This window comes from Microbispora sp. ATCC PTA-5024 (assembly GCF_000511135.2).
GTDB lineage: Bacteria > Actinomycetota > Actinomycetes > Streptosporangiales > Streptosporangiaceae > Microbispora > Microbispora corallina.
In genome coordinates, this window is the sequence record NZ_KI866522.1 from 71,642 (window position 1) to 84,002 (window position 12,361).

The window sequence follows — 12,361 nt, forward strand, 5'->3', positions numbered from 1 at the left end:
TCGTTTGTCGGGGCCGGAAGGTACGATCGCAGCACGGGCGGGGCCGAGGAGGACGATGGGCGGCGGACCTTACCGGGCGCAGCGTCCCGGGCGTTCCGGTCTGCCTCCCGGGCGTTCCGGCCCGCCGCCCGGCGGCGAGCGCCGGAGCCTGCGCGAGCGGGTCGCCGAGGGCATCAGGGACGCCCTGGCGGCGGGGGAGATGCGTCCTGGCGTGGTGTACTCGGCGCCCGCGCTGGCCGCCCGGTTCGGCGTGTCGGCCACCCCGGTCCGGGAGGCGATGCTCGACCTGGCCAAGGAGGGCCTCGTCGAGGCCGTCCGCAACAAGGGCTTCCGGGTCGTGGAGCTGTCCGAGCGCGACGTCGGCGAGGTCATGGAGATCCGCCGGCTGCTGGAGGTGCCGGCAGTGGCCGGGCTGGCCGGGCGCCTGCGCGGCGAGGAGGTCGAGGAGCTCAGGGCCCTGGCCGAGGAGGCCGCGGCGGCCGCCCGCGACGGCGACCCGCTCGCCTACGCCGCCGCCGACCAGCGGTTCCACCTGGCGCTGCTGGAGACGGCGGGCAACGCCCGGCTCGTCGAGATCGTCCGCGACCTGCGCGGTCGCACACGGTTGTTCGGCGCGCGCGGCGGCGCGCCGCCGTCCGGCGCGGACCGCGAGCGCCTCGACCTCCTCGACGCCCTCGCCCGCGGCGACGCGGACGCGGCGGCTCACATCATGGAGCTCCGCCTCCGCCGCCCCTGACCCACGGGCGGGGCAGCGGTCAGGTCAGCCGCCGGAGCGGGTGGCGCCGATGGAGGCGACGACGACGCAGCCGACGGCCGCCCACTCCCGCGCGCCCAGCACCTCGCCCAGCACGAACAGGCCGACGAGGGCGGCCACGGCCGGTTCGAGGCTCATCAGGATGCCGAAGACCCGCTTGGGCATCCGGCGCAGGGCCTGCAGCTCCAGCGAGTACGGGATCACCGACGACAGCAGGCCGACGCCGGCCCCCAGCAGCAGGATCTCCGGGCGCAGCAGGCCGGCGCCGCCGGTCGCGACCCCGACCGGGGCGACGACGATCGTGGACACGATCATGGCGAACGACAGCCCGCTCGCCCCCGGGAATCGCGCGCCTGTGGCCGCGGCGAAGACGATGTAGGCCGCCCAGAACGCCCCGGCCAGCGCGGCGAACCCGATCCCGGCCCAGCTCGCGGCCCCCGCGCCGTCCCAGGGCGCGAGGAGCAGGACCCCGGCCGCGGCCAGCAGGACCCACAGGAGGTCGAGCCGCCGCCGCGAGGAGACCACCGCCAGCGTGAGCGGCCCGGTGAACTCGATCGCCACCGCGATCCCGATGGGCAGCCGCGCCAGGGCCTCGTAGAACGACAGGTTCATGAGCCCGAGGCTCACCCCGAACGCCACCCCGACCGCGAGGTCGCGCCGCGACAGCCCGCGCACCCGGGGACGGACGACGACGAGCAGCATGAGGGCCCCCGTCGCGATCCGCAGGAAGACGACCGCGGTCGGCGGGAGCTCGGCGAACAGGTTCTTCGCCAGGCCGGCGCCCACCTGCACCGACAGGATCGCGAGCAGCACCAGCCCGGACGGCGGCACCGCGTCCGACGCGGCCCGCAACGCCTTCGCCGGCCCGAACCGGTACGGCTCGGCGGCCCCGGACAACGACTCAGCGGTCATGCGGACGGCTCCTGGAACGAGGTGATCACGGGGGACGCGATCGAGGGGGAACGGGGCACCGGGACACGCAGAACTATGCCGCATCCTCCGATGCGCCCTCAAAACCATCCGCGGCGGCCGCCTATTCCCAGCGGAAGGTACGGGCGGCGAGGGCCAGGGTGACCGCGGCCCAGCAGGCGAGCACCAGCAACGGCCCGCCGGGGAAGCCGCCGCCCCCGGCGAGGACGGACCGCATGCCGTCCGTGAGCGCCGTGATCGGCAGCGCGTCCAGCACGGGCCGCACGCCCGCGGGGAACCTGTCCAGCGGGAACAGCACCCCGCCGAGCCCGAGCAGGACCAGGTAGACGAGGTTGGCCGCCGCCAGCGTGGCCTCGGCCCGCAGCGTGCCGGCCATGAGGAGGGCGAGCCCGCTGAACGCGGCAGTGCCGAGCAGGATCAGCGCCGCCACCCACAGCGGGTTGCCGTGGGGCGACCAGCCCAGCGCGAGCGCCACGACGGCGATCACGACGACCTGGAGCACCTCGACGCCGACGACCGCGACCGTCTTTGCCAGCAGCAGCCCGGCGCGCGAGAGCGGGGTCGCCCCGAGGCGCTTGAGCACGCCGTACCGCCGCTCGAAGCCGGTGGCGATCGCCTGGCCGGTGAACGCGGTGGACATCACGGCCAGCGCGAGGATGCCGGGCGTCACGAAGTCGACCCGCCGCCCGCCGCCCACGTCCACCAGAGGCGCGACGGAGAAGCCGACCAGCAGCAGGATCGGAATGATCATGGTGAGCAGGAGCTGCTCGCCGTTGCGCAGCGTGGCGCGCGCCTCGGCGCCCGCCTGGGCGAGCACCATGCGGGGGAGCGGCGCGGCTCCCGGCCTCGGCGTGAAGTCGAGTGTCGTCATCGCAGCTCCCGCCCGGTGAGCTCGAGGAAGACGTCCTCCAGCGTGCGGCGTTCGATGCGCAGGTCCTCGGTCGTGACGCCTTCGGTGGCGCACCACGCGGTGACCGTGGCCAGCAGCTGGGGGCCGACCTGACCCTCGATGATGTAGTGCCCCGACGGGGACTCCTTGGCGGCGCTCCCGGGGGGCAGCGCGTACAGCAGCTCGTCGAGGTTGAGGCCGGGGCGGGCGCGGAAGCGCAGCTGCCGCTCGGCCCCCGTGAGGTCCTGCGGGGTGCCCTCGGCCACCACCCGGCCGTGGTCGATGACGACGACCTGGTCGGACAGCTTCTCCGCCTCGTCCATCTGGTGGGTGGTCAGCACGACCGACACCCCGGCGTCGCGCAGCGCGGTCACCACGTCCCAGCAGGCGTGCCGGGCCTGCGGGTCGAGGCCCGCGGTCGGCTCGTCGAGGAAGACCAGCTCCGGCCGCCCGATGACGGCCGCCGCGAGCGACAGCCGCTGCTGCTGCCCGCCCGACAGGCGCCGGTACGGCGTGCGGGCGTGCCCGGTCAGCCCGAGCAGGTCGAGCAGCGCCGCGGGGTCGAGGGGGTCGGCGTGGAAGCGGGCCACCACGCGCAGCCACTCCCCGGCCCGTACGGCCGGGGGGACGCCGCCCGCCTGGAGCATGACCCCGAGACGCGGCCGCAGCGCCCGGTCGGCCGGGTCGAGGCCGAGCACGCGCACGGTCCCGCCGTCCGGCCTGCGGAAGCCCTCGCAGATCTCGACGGTGGTGGTCTTGCCGGCGCCGTTGGGCCCGAGTATCGCCGTGACCTCGCCCCTGGCGCAGGTCAGGGTCAGCCCGTCGACGGCCGTGGCGCGCCCGTACCTCTTGACCAGACCGCGGATCTCGACGGCGGGACCGCCGCCGGAGGCGCTGCCAACCCCGCGCACGTCACCGGCCTCCCCTCGCCTGTGCGGGACCGTCAGGAACGGGCCGGGGACCGGGTCGCCCTGTTGGTCGTCGATTGAATCGAGTCTAGGGACGCAATCGCCAGGTCTCGTCGGCGGATGCCGCACATGGGGGCGGGGAGCGGGTAAAGCCTTGGTACGTTTCCGGCAGGGCGCCGCGGCGCCGTCCCGCGAGAGCCGCGCCCCGGCGCGTGCCCGGGCGCCCGCGAGCGGCGTATCCGCAGGTTAGGTAAGCCTTCCCTGCGTGAGAAATTGCATTCCCGTGGACGTGGCCTTGGGTTTGTCGTGCGGGAAGGAATTACGGCACACTGATGTTGTGAAATACGTGCCCGGGAAGACGAACGCGCAGGAGACCGCGGTGACGCGGTCCGCCGGCGTGCCTCCCGAGCGCCCCGACGTCCCCGCCCCCCACCTCGCCGGCGCCGCGTCGGCGCAGATCTCCGCCGAGCGCGGCACCCGGGCGCGGGTGGCCCGGCTCATCCTGGAGCACGGCCCGGTCACCGCGGCCGCGCTCGGGGAGCGCCTGGGCCTGACCCCCGCCGCGGTGCGCCGTCACCTCGACGCGCTGCTCGCCGACGGGATGATCGAGCCCCGCACGGCCAGGCCGCGCGGCCAGCGGGGGCGCGGCCGGCCGGCGAAGATGTTCGCGATCACCGATGCGGGCCGCAGCGCCTTCGTCCACGCCTACGACGACCTGGCCGGCAGCGCCCTGCGCTTCCTGGCCGAGCGGATGGGCGGCGAGGCGGTGTCGGAGTTCGCCAGGGCACAGGTGTCCGGTCTGGTCAGCAGGCTGGAGACGCTGATGCGCGAGGTCCCCGCCGACCAGCGGGTGCGCGTGCTGGCCGAGGCGCTGTCGGCCGAGGGCTACGCTGCCTCGGCGACCAAGACGGGCAAGGGCGGCGAGCAGCTGTGCCAGCACCACTGCCCCGTCGCGCACGTCGCCGCGGCGTTCCCGCAGCTGTGCGAGGCCGAGACGGAGGCCTTCGCCCGGCTGCTCGGCACGCCCGTCCAGCGGCTGGCCACGATCGCCAACGGCGACGGGGTCTGCACGACCCATGTCAGTTCACACGCGCTGGCCGGACGGCAGGCGCGTGCCCATGAATCGAGCACAACGACGAGCAAGGAGACCGGAAGGTGACTCTCACCGACCGCCCGGAGCTGGAAGGCCTCGGGAATTACAAGTTCGGCTGGGCCGACTCGGACGAGGCCGGGGCCGCGGCCCGGCGTGGGCTGTCCGACGAGGTCGTCCGCAACATCTCCGCGCTCAAGAACGAGCCGGAGTGGATGCTCGACCTGCGCCTGAAGGGCCTTCGGCTGTTCGAGAGGAAGCCCCTGCCGACCTGGGGGTCCGACCTCACCGCCATCGACTTCGACAACATCAAGTACTTCGTCCGCTCCACGGAGAAGCAGGCCGCGTCCTGGGACGAGCTGCCGGACGACATCAGGAGCACCTACGACAAGCTCGGCATCCCGGAGGCGGAGAAGCAGCGCCTCATCGCCGGCGTCGCCGCCCAGTACGAGTCCGAGGTCGTCTACCACAAGATCCGTGAGGACCTCGAGGAGAAGGGCGTCATCTTCGTCGACACCGACACCGGCCTGCGCGAGCACGAGGACCTGTTCAAGGAGTACTTCGGCTCGGTCATCCCGGTGGGCGACAACAAGTTCGCCGCGCTGAACACCGCCGTGTGGTCGGGCGGGTCGTTCATCTACGTGCCGCCGAACGTGACCGTCGAGATCCCGCTGCAGGCCTACTTCCGGATCAACACCGAGAACATGGGCCAGTTCGAGCGGACCCTGATCATCGTGGACGAGAACTCCTACGTCCACTACGTCGAGGGCTGCACCGCGCCGATCTACTCGTCCGACTCGCTGCACTCGGCGGTCGTCGAGATCATCGTGAAGAAGGGCGCCCGCTGCCGGTACACGACCATCCAGAACTGGTCGAACAACGTCTACAACCTTGTCACCAAGCGCGCCGTGGCGTACGAGGGCGCGACCATGGAGTGGATCGACGGCAACATCGGCTCCAAGGTCACGATGAAGTACCCGGCCGTCTACCTGATGGGCGAGCACGCCAAGGGCGAGACGCTGTCGGTCGCCTTCGCCGGCGAGGGCCAGCACCAGGACGCGGGCGCCAAGATGGTGCACCTCGCGCCGAAGACGTCCTCGACGATCGTGTCCAAGTCCGTCGCCCGCGGCGGCGGCCGCACGTCCTACCGCGGCCTCGTGCAGATCGAGGAGGGCGCGGCGGGGTCGGCCTCGACCGTGAAGTGCGACGCGCTGCTGGTCGACCAGATCAGCCGCTCCGACACCTACCCGTACGTCGACGTCCGCGAGGACGACGTGTCGATGGGCCACGAGGCCACGGTCTCCAAGGTGTCCGAGGACCAGCTGTTCTACCTGATGAGCCGGGGCCTCAACGAGGACGAGGCGATGGCGATGATCGTGCGCGGCTTCGTCGAGCCGATCGCCCGCGAGCTCCCGATGGAGTACGCGCTGGAGCTCAACCGCCTGATCGAGCTGCAGATGGAAGGAGCGGTCGGCTGATGGGCCTGGAGACGAAGCCGCTGTCGACCCTCCACGAGGTCTCGTCGTACAGCGTCGAGGACTTCCCCGTGCCCACGGGCCGCGAGGAGGAGTGGCGGTTCACCCCGCTGTCCCGCCTCAAGGGGCTGCACAACGGCACGGCGGCCGGGACCGGCGCGGTCGTGGTCGACGTGGACGCCGCGCCCGAGGTGACGGTCGAGACCGTCGCCCGCGACGACGCCCGGCTCGGCAAGGCGTACGTGCCCGCCGACCGGGTGAGCGCGCAGGCGTTCACCTCGTTCGAGAAGGCCACCGTCCTGACCGTGCCGCGGATGACCGCCGCGTCCCGGCCGACGGTGGTCAACGTGCGCGGCGCCGGGGCCGGCGCGGCCTACGGCCACATCCTCGTCACGCTTGAGCCGATGGCCGAGGCCGTGCTGGTCCTCGACCACCGCGGCAGCGCGGTCTACGCCGACAACGTCGAGTTCGTCGTCGGCGACGGCGCGACGCTCAAGGTCGTCAGCCTGCAGGACTGGGACGACGACGCCGTCCACGTGTCCCACCACCACGCCAGCCTCGGCAAGGACGCGACGTTCCGGTCGTTCGTGGTCACCCTCGGCGGCGACCTCGTACGGCTGTCGCCCTCGGTGTCCTACACGGCCCCGGGCGGCGACGCGGACCTGACCGGCCTGTACTTCGTGGACGCCGGGCAGCACCTGGAGCACCGCCTGCTCGTCGAGCACACCGTGCCCAACTGCCGCAGCAACGTGACGTACAAGGGCGCGCTGCAGGGCGACGAGGCCCACGCGGTGTGGATCGGCGACGTGATCATCCGCGCGGAGGCCGAGGGCACCGACACCTACGAGCTGAACCGCAACCTCATCCTCACCGACGGCGCCCGCGCCGACTCGGTGCCGAACCTGGAGATCCTCACCGGCGAGGTCGCCGGGGCGGGCCACGCCTCCGCCTCCGGACGCCTCGACGACGAGCACCTGTTCTACCTCCAGGCCCGCGGCATCCCGTTCGAGGAGGCCCGCCGCCTGGTCGTCCACGGCTTCTTCGCCCAGCTCATCGACCGGATCGAGGTCCCCGAGATCCGCGAGCGGGTGCTGTCGGCCGTTGAGGCGGAGCTGGCGCGATGAGCGCCGACACCGCCCGGTGGGAGAAGGTCTGCCAGGTCGGCGACATCCCGGACCAGGGCGTCATCGGCCTGGAGGTCGGCGACGTCCCGGTGGCGCTGGTGCGCACCGGCCAGGAGGTCTTCGCCCTGCACGACGTCTGCTCCCACGCCGAGGTCCGGCTCAGCGAGGGCGACGTGTACGACCACACGCTGGAGTGCTGGCTGCACGGCTCGTGCTTCGACCTGCGCACCGGCAAGCCCACCGGACCGCCCGCCATCAAGCCCGTGAACGTATACCGAGTCAAGATCGAAGGCGACGACGTGTACGTCTCGCTCTCGAAGGAGTAATACACGTGTCCACCCTTGAGATCCGCGACCTGCACGTCTCCGTCGGCGACAAGGAGATCCTCCGCGGCGTCGACCTGAAGGTCAGCTCCGGCGAGACCCACGCCATCATGGGCCCCAACGGCTCGGGCAAGTCGACGCTCGCCTACGCCGTCGCCGGCCACCCCAAGTACACGATCACCTCCGGCAGTGTCCTGCTCGACGGCGAGGACCTGCTGAGCATGTCGGTCGACGAGCGCGCCCGCGCGGGCCTGTTTCTCGCCATGCAGTACCCCGTCGAGGTGCCCGGCGTCAGCGTGTCGAACTTCCTGCGCTCGGCCATCACGGCCGTCCGCGGCGAGGCGCCGAAGCTGCGCGAGTTCGCCAAGGACCTGAAGGCCGGCATGGAGGCGCTGTCCATCGACCCCGCATTCGCCCAGCGCAACACCAACGAGGGCTTCTCCGGCGGCGAGAAGAAGCGCCACGAGATCCTCCAGCTGGAGCTGCTCAAGCCGAAGATCGCGGTGCTCGACGAGACCGACTCCGGCCTCGACGTCGACGCGCTGCGCGTGGTGTCGGAGGGCATCAACCGGTTCCGCGCCCGCGAGGACACCGGCGTGCTGCTGATCACGCACTACACCCGCATCCTGCGGTACGTGACCCCCGACTTCGTGCACGTCTTCGCCGGCGGCCGCGTGGTCGAGGAGGGCGGCCCCGAGCTGGCCGAGAAGCTGGAGGCCGAGGGCTACGAGGCGTACACGAAGGCGTCGGCCTGATGAACGCTCCGAGCCTCGACGTGGAGAGGATCAGGAAGGACTTCCCGGTCCTCGCCCGCGAGCTTCCCGGCGGCCGGCCGCTGGTCTACCTCGACTCCGGGAACTCCTCCCAGAAGCCGACCCAGGTCATCGAGACCATGCGCGAGCACCTGGCGTCGCACTACGCGAACGTGGGCCGCGCGCTGCACACCCTCGGCGCCGAGTCGACCGACGCGTACGAGGCGGCGCGGGAGAAGGTGGCGGCCTTCGTCGGCGCGCCGTCCCGTGACGAGGTGATCTTCACCAAGAACGCGTCCGAGGCCCTCAACCTCGTGGCGTACTCCTTCGGCAACCCGGCCAACACCGATGACCGGTTCCGCCTGGGGCCGGGCGACGAGATCGTCATCTCGGAGATGGAGCACCACTCCAACATCGTGCCGTGGCAGCTGCTCGCTCAGCGGACCGGCGCGACGCTGCGCTGGTTCCCGGTCACCGACGAGGGCCGCCTCGACGTGAGCGGCCTGGACGAGCTGGTCACCGAGCGCACGAAGATCGTCTCGATCGCCCACCAGTCGAACGTCCTGGGCACGGTCAACTCGGTCTCCCCGATCCTGGCCCGCGTCCGCGAGGTCGGCGCGCTGATGATGCTCGACGCGTCGCAGTCGGTGCCGCACCAGCCGGTCGACGTGCGCGAGCTCGGCGTGGACTTCGTGGCGTTCACCGGTCACAAGATGGTCGGGCCGTCCGGCGTCGGCGTGCTGTGGGGCCGCCGCGAGCTGCTCGACGCCATGCCCCCGTTCCTGGGCGGCGGCGAGATGATCGAGGCGGTCTGGATGGACCACTCGACGTACGCGCCGGTGCCGCACAAGTTCGAGGCCGGGACCCCGCCGATCGTGGAGGCGATCGGCCTCGGCGCGGCCGTCGACTACCTCACCTCGGTCGGCATGGACGCGATCAAGGCGCACGAGAAGGAGCTGGTCTCCTACGCCCTGGAGGCGCTGCCGGAGATCCCCGGGCTCAGGATCATCGGGCCGCGCACGCCCATCGCGCGGGGCGGGACGATCTCCTTCACGCTTGAGGGGATCCACCCCCACGACGTCGGGCAGATCCTCGACGACGTGTACGGGATCGCGGTGCGGGTAGGTCATCACTGCGCCCGGCCGCTCCATCTGCGGTTCGGAATCCCGGCGACGACGCGGGCGTCTTTTTACCTGTACAACACGACGGCCGAGATCGACGCACTGGTCCGCGGCCTCCACCACGTGCAGAAGGTGTTCGGCTGAGCCATGATCGCTGAATCCATGTACCAGGAGCTGATCCTGGAGCACTACAAGCACCCCCAGGGCCGGGGCCTGCGTGACCCGTACGACGCGGAAGTGCACCACGTGAACCCCACCTGCGGCGACGAGGTCACCATGCGGGTGAAGCTCGCCGACGGCGGCAAGGTGCTCGACGTGTCCTACGACGGGCAGGGCTGCTCGATCAGCCAGGCCGCGGCGTCGGTGCTGCACGAGCTGGCCACGGGGTCGACGGTGGACGAGTCGCTGTCGGTGGTGGACGAGTTCACCCGGCTCATGCAGGGCAGGGGCCAGGTGGAGCCGGACGAGGACGTGCTGGGCGACGCGGTGGCCTTCGCCGGCGTCGCGAAGTTCCCCGCCCGCGTCAAGTGCGCGCTGCTGGCCTGGATGGCCTACAAGGACGCGGTGATCAGGAGTCAGGGATGACCGGCCGCCCCGGCCGCGTTGCACAGGGAGGCGGCGCCGCCACGACGGCGGGCGGGCCGCGACGGGAGAAGAGGACGACGTGAGCAAGCCGACGCAGACCCCCACCGGGCCCGCAGCCACCCCCGGGTTCGACGGGGACACCGCCCTCGACGACGTGCTGGAGGCGCTGAAGGACGTCGTCGACCCGGAGCTCGGGATCAACGTCGTCGACCTCGGCCTGGTCTACGGCGTCAACCTCGACCCGGCGGGGGAGGGCGAGCGCCCGATCGCGACCATCGACATGACGCTGACGAGCGCCGCGTGCCCGCTGACGGACGTCATCGAGGACCAGGCCAACTCGGCGCTGGCCGACCTGGTGTCCAACGTGGTGATCAACTGGGTGTGGCTCCCGCCGTGGGGGCCTGACAAGATCACTGACGAGGGCCGCGACCAGCTGCGCATGCTCGGGTTCAACGTCTGACCCCTCGCGGGGTCGCCGACCTCCGGCCCGGCGCGCCGAGCTCATCGGCGCGCCGGACGGCTGTCCGCGCCCGGCGCCCGGCCGCACGGCTCTGCGCAGCGACGCTTCGCCGGGGCCGCCCCCCACGGTTCGCACCGACGCTTCGCCGGGCTGCGCTCCGCGGCGCGTACCGGCGTTTCGCCGGCGCTTCGCCTGGCCTGCGCCGGTGCTTGACGCGGCGGTCGCCGCGCCGGACCGCCTCGCGCGGCCGGGCGGCCGTTCCGCCGTGATTTCTGGGACGAACGGTGATGCCGTATAGTTGCCGTTTGACTCTCCTCGCGCGACGTGCGTCGCAGGTGTCCGTGGGATGGCCGTCACGATCTGATCGACGGCCTCCACTTCTGCGGGACGCCCGGCGTCGCGCAGTGAACCGGTGCCGTTCCGCCGACCATGCGAGTGCGGGGCACCGACCGGACGCGGATCTCCCTTCCGCCGCGTCCCGGTGAGTACGGCTCGGCCGTACGTGTAACGGCTCGTCCTTTCGCAGAAGTGACGCGCCCACGTGTTTCGACACGTCATCTTCGACGAAAGGCACGACTTCGTGACCACGCTCACCCCTGGCGAGACCTCTCGCGAGGAGTTCGCCCAGCTCGGGCTGCCCGCGCCGCTTGTGGCCGGACTGGCCCGGCGGGGCATCACCGCGCCGTTCCCGATCCAGCGGGCGGCCATCCCCGACATCCTGGCCGGGCTCGACGTGCTCGGCCGCGGCCAGACCGGCTCCGGCAAGACCCTCGCCTTCGGCCTGCCCACCATGGCGCGGGTCGCCGGCGAGAAGGCGCGGCCCCGGCATCCGCTGGCCCTCATCCTCGTCCCCACCCGCGAGCTGGCGCTCCAGGTGGCCGACACGCTCGAACCGCTCGGCCGCGGCCTGTCCCTGCGCACCAAGACCGTCGTGGGCGGCATGTCGATGGGCCGCCAGATCGAGGCCCTGCGGCGCGGGGTCGAGATCGTCGTGGCCACGCCCGGCCGCCTGACCGACCTCATCGAGCAGGGCGAGTGCTCCCTGGACGACGTGCGGGTGACCGTGCTCGACGAGGCCGACCACATGTGCGACCTCGGCTTCCTGCCGGTTGTGACGGCCCTGCTCGCGCGGACCCCGGCGGACGGCCAGCGGCTGCTGTTCTCCGCCACCCTGGACGGCGACGTCGACCGGCTCGTCAAGCGTTTCCTCGCCGACCCGATCGTCCACTCGCTCGACCCCGCCGTGTCCAGCGTCGAGACCATGGAGCACCACCTGCTCCAGGTGGCGTTCGAGGACAAGGTGGCGGTGACGGCGGAGATCGCCAACCGCGACGGACGCACGATCCTGTTCGTCCGCACCCAGCACGGCGTCGACCGGGTGGTGAAGCAACTCGCCCGGGCCGGCGTGAGAGCGGGCGGCCTGCACGGCGGCAAGCGGCAGAACCAGCGGACCCGCATCCTCGGCGAGTTCCGCGACGGCACGATCCCGGTGCTCGTCTGCACGGACGTCGCGGCGCGCGGCATCCACGTGGACGACGTCAGCCTGGTGCTGCACGTCGACCCGCCGTCCGACCACAAGAGCTACCTGCACCGCGGCGGCCGCACGGCCCGGGCGGGGGAGCGCGGCGCGGTGCTGACGCTCGTCCTGCCGAGCGAGCGCCGCTCCACGGAGCAGCTGACCCGCAAGGCCGGGGTCACGCCGGAGCGTCACCGCGTCGCCCCCGGGGACACGGTGCTGGCGGAGATCGCGGGCGCGCGGACGCCCACCGGCCAGGCGGTGCCCGTCTGGGAGCCGGACAGCCGCAAGCCGCTGCACCCCCGCGGGGAGCGGCCGAGGGACGGCCGCCGTCACGGCGAGCACGCCCGGGACGACCGGCCCCGGGGCGACCGCCCCCGCGGCGACCGGCATCGGGACGACCGTCCGCGCGACGACCGTCCCCGCGAGACCCG

General features: G+C 72.3%; 13 protein-coding genes. 10 read left to right on the top strand and 3 right to left on the bottom strand.

Going from position 1 to position 12,361, the window contains the following annotated elements; translation table 11 throughout:
• Window positions 1-55: 55 nt before the first annotated feature.
• Complete coding sequence (locus MPTA5024_RS00315; RefSeq protein ID WP_084369341.1) at window positions 56-736, top strand: GntR family transcriptional regulator; 681 nt, start codon at window positions 56-58, stop codon at window positions 734-736.
• Between the two features lie 24 nt (window positions 737-760).
• Here MPTA5024_RS00315 and MPTA5024_RS00320 read toward each other — a convergent pair whose 3' ends face one another.
• The 3 genes from MPTA5024_RS00320 to MPTA5024_RS00330 form a co-directional block, all read right to left on the bottom strand.
• Window positions 761-1,666: an EamA family transporter gene (locus MPTA5024_RS00320; RefSeq protein ID WP_036318509.1), complete on the bottom strand. Its 906-nt coding sequence runs from the start codon at window positions 1,664-1,666 to the stop codon at window positions 761-763.
• 121 nt (window positions 1,667-1,787) lie between these two features.
• Window positions 1,788-2,555, bottom strand: coding sequence for an ABC transporter permease (locus tag MPTA5024_RS00325; protein WP_036318511.1), 768 nt, complete (start codon window positions 2,553-2,555; stop codon window positions 1,788-1,790).
• Window positions 2,552-3,484 (bottom strand): ABC transporter ATP-binding protein, encoded by a 933-nt coding sequence (locus tag MPTA5024_RS00330; protein ID WP_051457554.1) that lies wholly within the window; start codon window positions 3,482-3,484, stop codon window positions 2,552-2,554. Before MPTA5024_RS00330 ends, MPTA5024_RS00325 begins: the two co-directional genes overlap by 4 nt.
• A gap of 334 nt (window positions 3,485-3,818) precedes the next feature.
• Here MPTA5024_RS00330 and MPTA5024_RS00335 point away from each other — a divergent pair, with 334 nt between their 5' ends.
• From MPTA5024_RS00335 to MPTA5024_RS00375, 9 genes are all read left to right on the top strand, one after another.
• Complete coding sequence (locus MPTA5024_RS00335) at window positions 3,819-4,640, top strand: helix-turn-helix transcriptional regulator (protein WP_084369342.1); 822 nt, start codon at window positions 3,819-3,821, stop codon at window positions 4,638-4,640.
• Complete coding sequence (gene sufB, locus MPTA5024_RS00340) at window positions 4,637-6,049, top strand: Fe-S cluster assembly protein SufB (protein WP_036318512.1); 1,413 nt, start codon at window positions 4,637-4,639, stop codon at window positions 6,047-6,049. Before MPTA5024_RS00335 ends, sufB begins: the two co-directional genes overlap by 4 nt.
• Entirely contained in the window at window positions 6,049-7,170 is a 1,122-nt protein-coding gene (sufD, locus tag MPTA5024_RS00345; protein WP_036318514.1) for a Fe-S cluster assembly protein SufD, read from the top strand. The genes sufB and sufD overlap by 1 nt, the downstream gene beginning before the upstream one ends.
• Window positions 7,167-7,496 carry a non-heme iron oxygenase ferredoxin subunit gene (locus tag MPTA5024_RS00350; protein WP_036318516.1) on the top strand — a complete coding sequence of 110 codons (330 nt, stop codon included), beginning with the start codon at window positions 7,167-7,169 and terminating at the stop codon, window positions 7,494-7,496. The genes sufD and MPTA5024_RS00350 overlap by 4 nt, the downstream gene beginning before the upstream one ends.
• 5 nt (window positions 7,497-7,501) lie before the next feature.
• A complete protein-coding gene (sufC, locus tag MPTA5024_RS00355; RefSeq protein ID WP_036318518.1) occupies window positions 7,502-8,248 on the top strand; it encodes a Fe-S cluster assembly ATPase SufC in 747 nt (248 codons plus the stop codon).
• A complete protein-coding gene (locus tag MPTA5024_RS00360) occupies window positions 8,248-9,510 on the top strand; it encodes a cysteine desulfurase (RefSeq protein WP_036318519.1) in 1,263 nt (420 codons plus the stop codon). The genes sufC and MPTA5024_RS00360 overlap by 1 nt, the downstream gene beginning before the upstream one ends.
• Before the next feature lie 3 nt (window positions 9,511-9,513).
• The gene (gene sufU / locus MPTA5024_RS00365; RefSeq protein WP_036318520.1) at window positions 9,514-9,951 is read left to right on the top strand and encodes a Fe-S cluster assembly sulfur transfer protein SufU; all 438 of its coding nucleotides are present in this window, start codon (window positions 9,514-9,516) and stop codon (window positions 9,949-9,951) included.
• A 79-nt stretch (window positions 9,952-10,030) separates the two neighbouring features.
• Window positions 10,031-10,411 (top strand): metal-sulfur cluster assembly factor, encoded by a 381-nt coding sequence (locus MPTA5024_RS00370; RefSeq protein WP_036318522.1) that lies wholly within the window; start codon window positions 10,031-10,033, stop codon window positions 10,409-10,411.
• A gap of 541 nt (window positions 10,412-10,952) precedes the next feature.
• Window positions 10,953-12,361: DEAD/DEAH box helicase (locus tag MPTA5024_RS00375; protein WP_332310591.1), on the top strand; the 1,409-nt coding region annotated here is incomplete at its 3' end.

Excerpts from the sequence above, each read along its gene's own strand:
- MPTA5024_RS00315 (WP_084369341.1), top strand. The coding sequence starts at position 56 with ATGGGCGGCGGACCTTACCGGGCGCAGCGTCCCGGGCGTTCCGGTCTG.
- MPTA5024_RS00320 (WP_036318509.1), bottom strand. The coding sequence starts at position 1,666 with ATGACCGCTGAGTCGTTGTCCGGGGCCGCCGAGCCGTACCGGTTCGGG.
- MPTA5024_RS00325 (WP_036318511.1), bottom strand. The coding sequence starts at position 2,555 with ATGACGACACTCGACTTCACGCCGAGGCCGGGAGCCGCGCCGCTCCCC.
- sufD (WP_036318514.1), top strand. The coding sequence starts at position 6,049 with ATGGGCCTGGAGACGAAGCCGCTGTCGACCCTCCACGAGGTCTCGTCG.
- MPTA5024_RS00350 (WP_036318516.1), top strand. The coding sequence starts at position 7,167 with ATGAGCGCCGACACCGCCCGGTGGGAGAAGGTCTGCCAGGTCGGCGAC.
- MPTA5024_RS00360 (WP_036318519.1), top strand. The coding sequence starts at position 8,248 with ATGAACGCTCCGAGCCTCGACGTGGAGAGGATCAGGAAGGACTTCCCG.
- sufU (WP_036318520.1), top strand. The coding sequence starts at position 9,514 with ATGATCGCTGAATCCATGTACCAGGAGCTGATCCTGGAGCACTACAAG.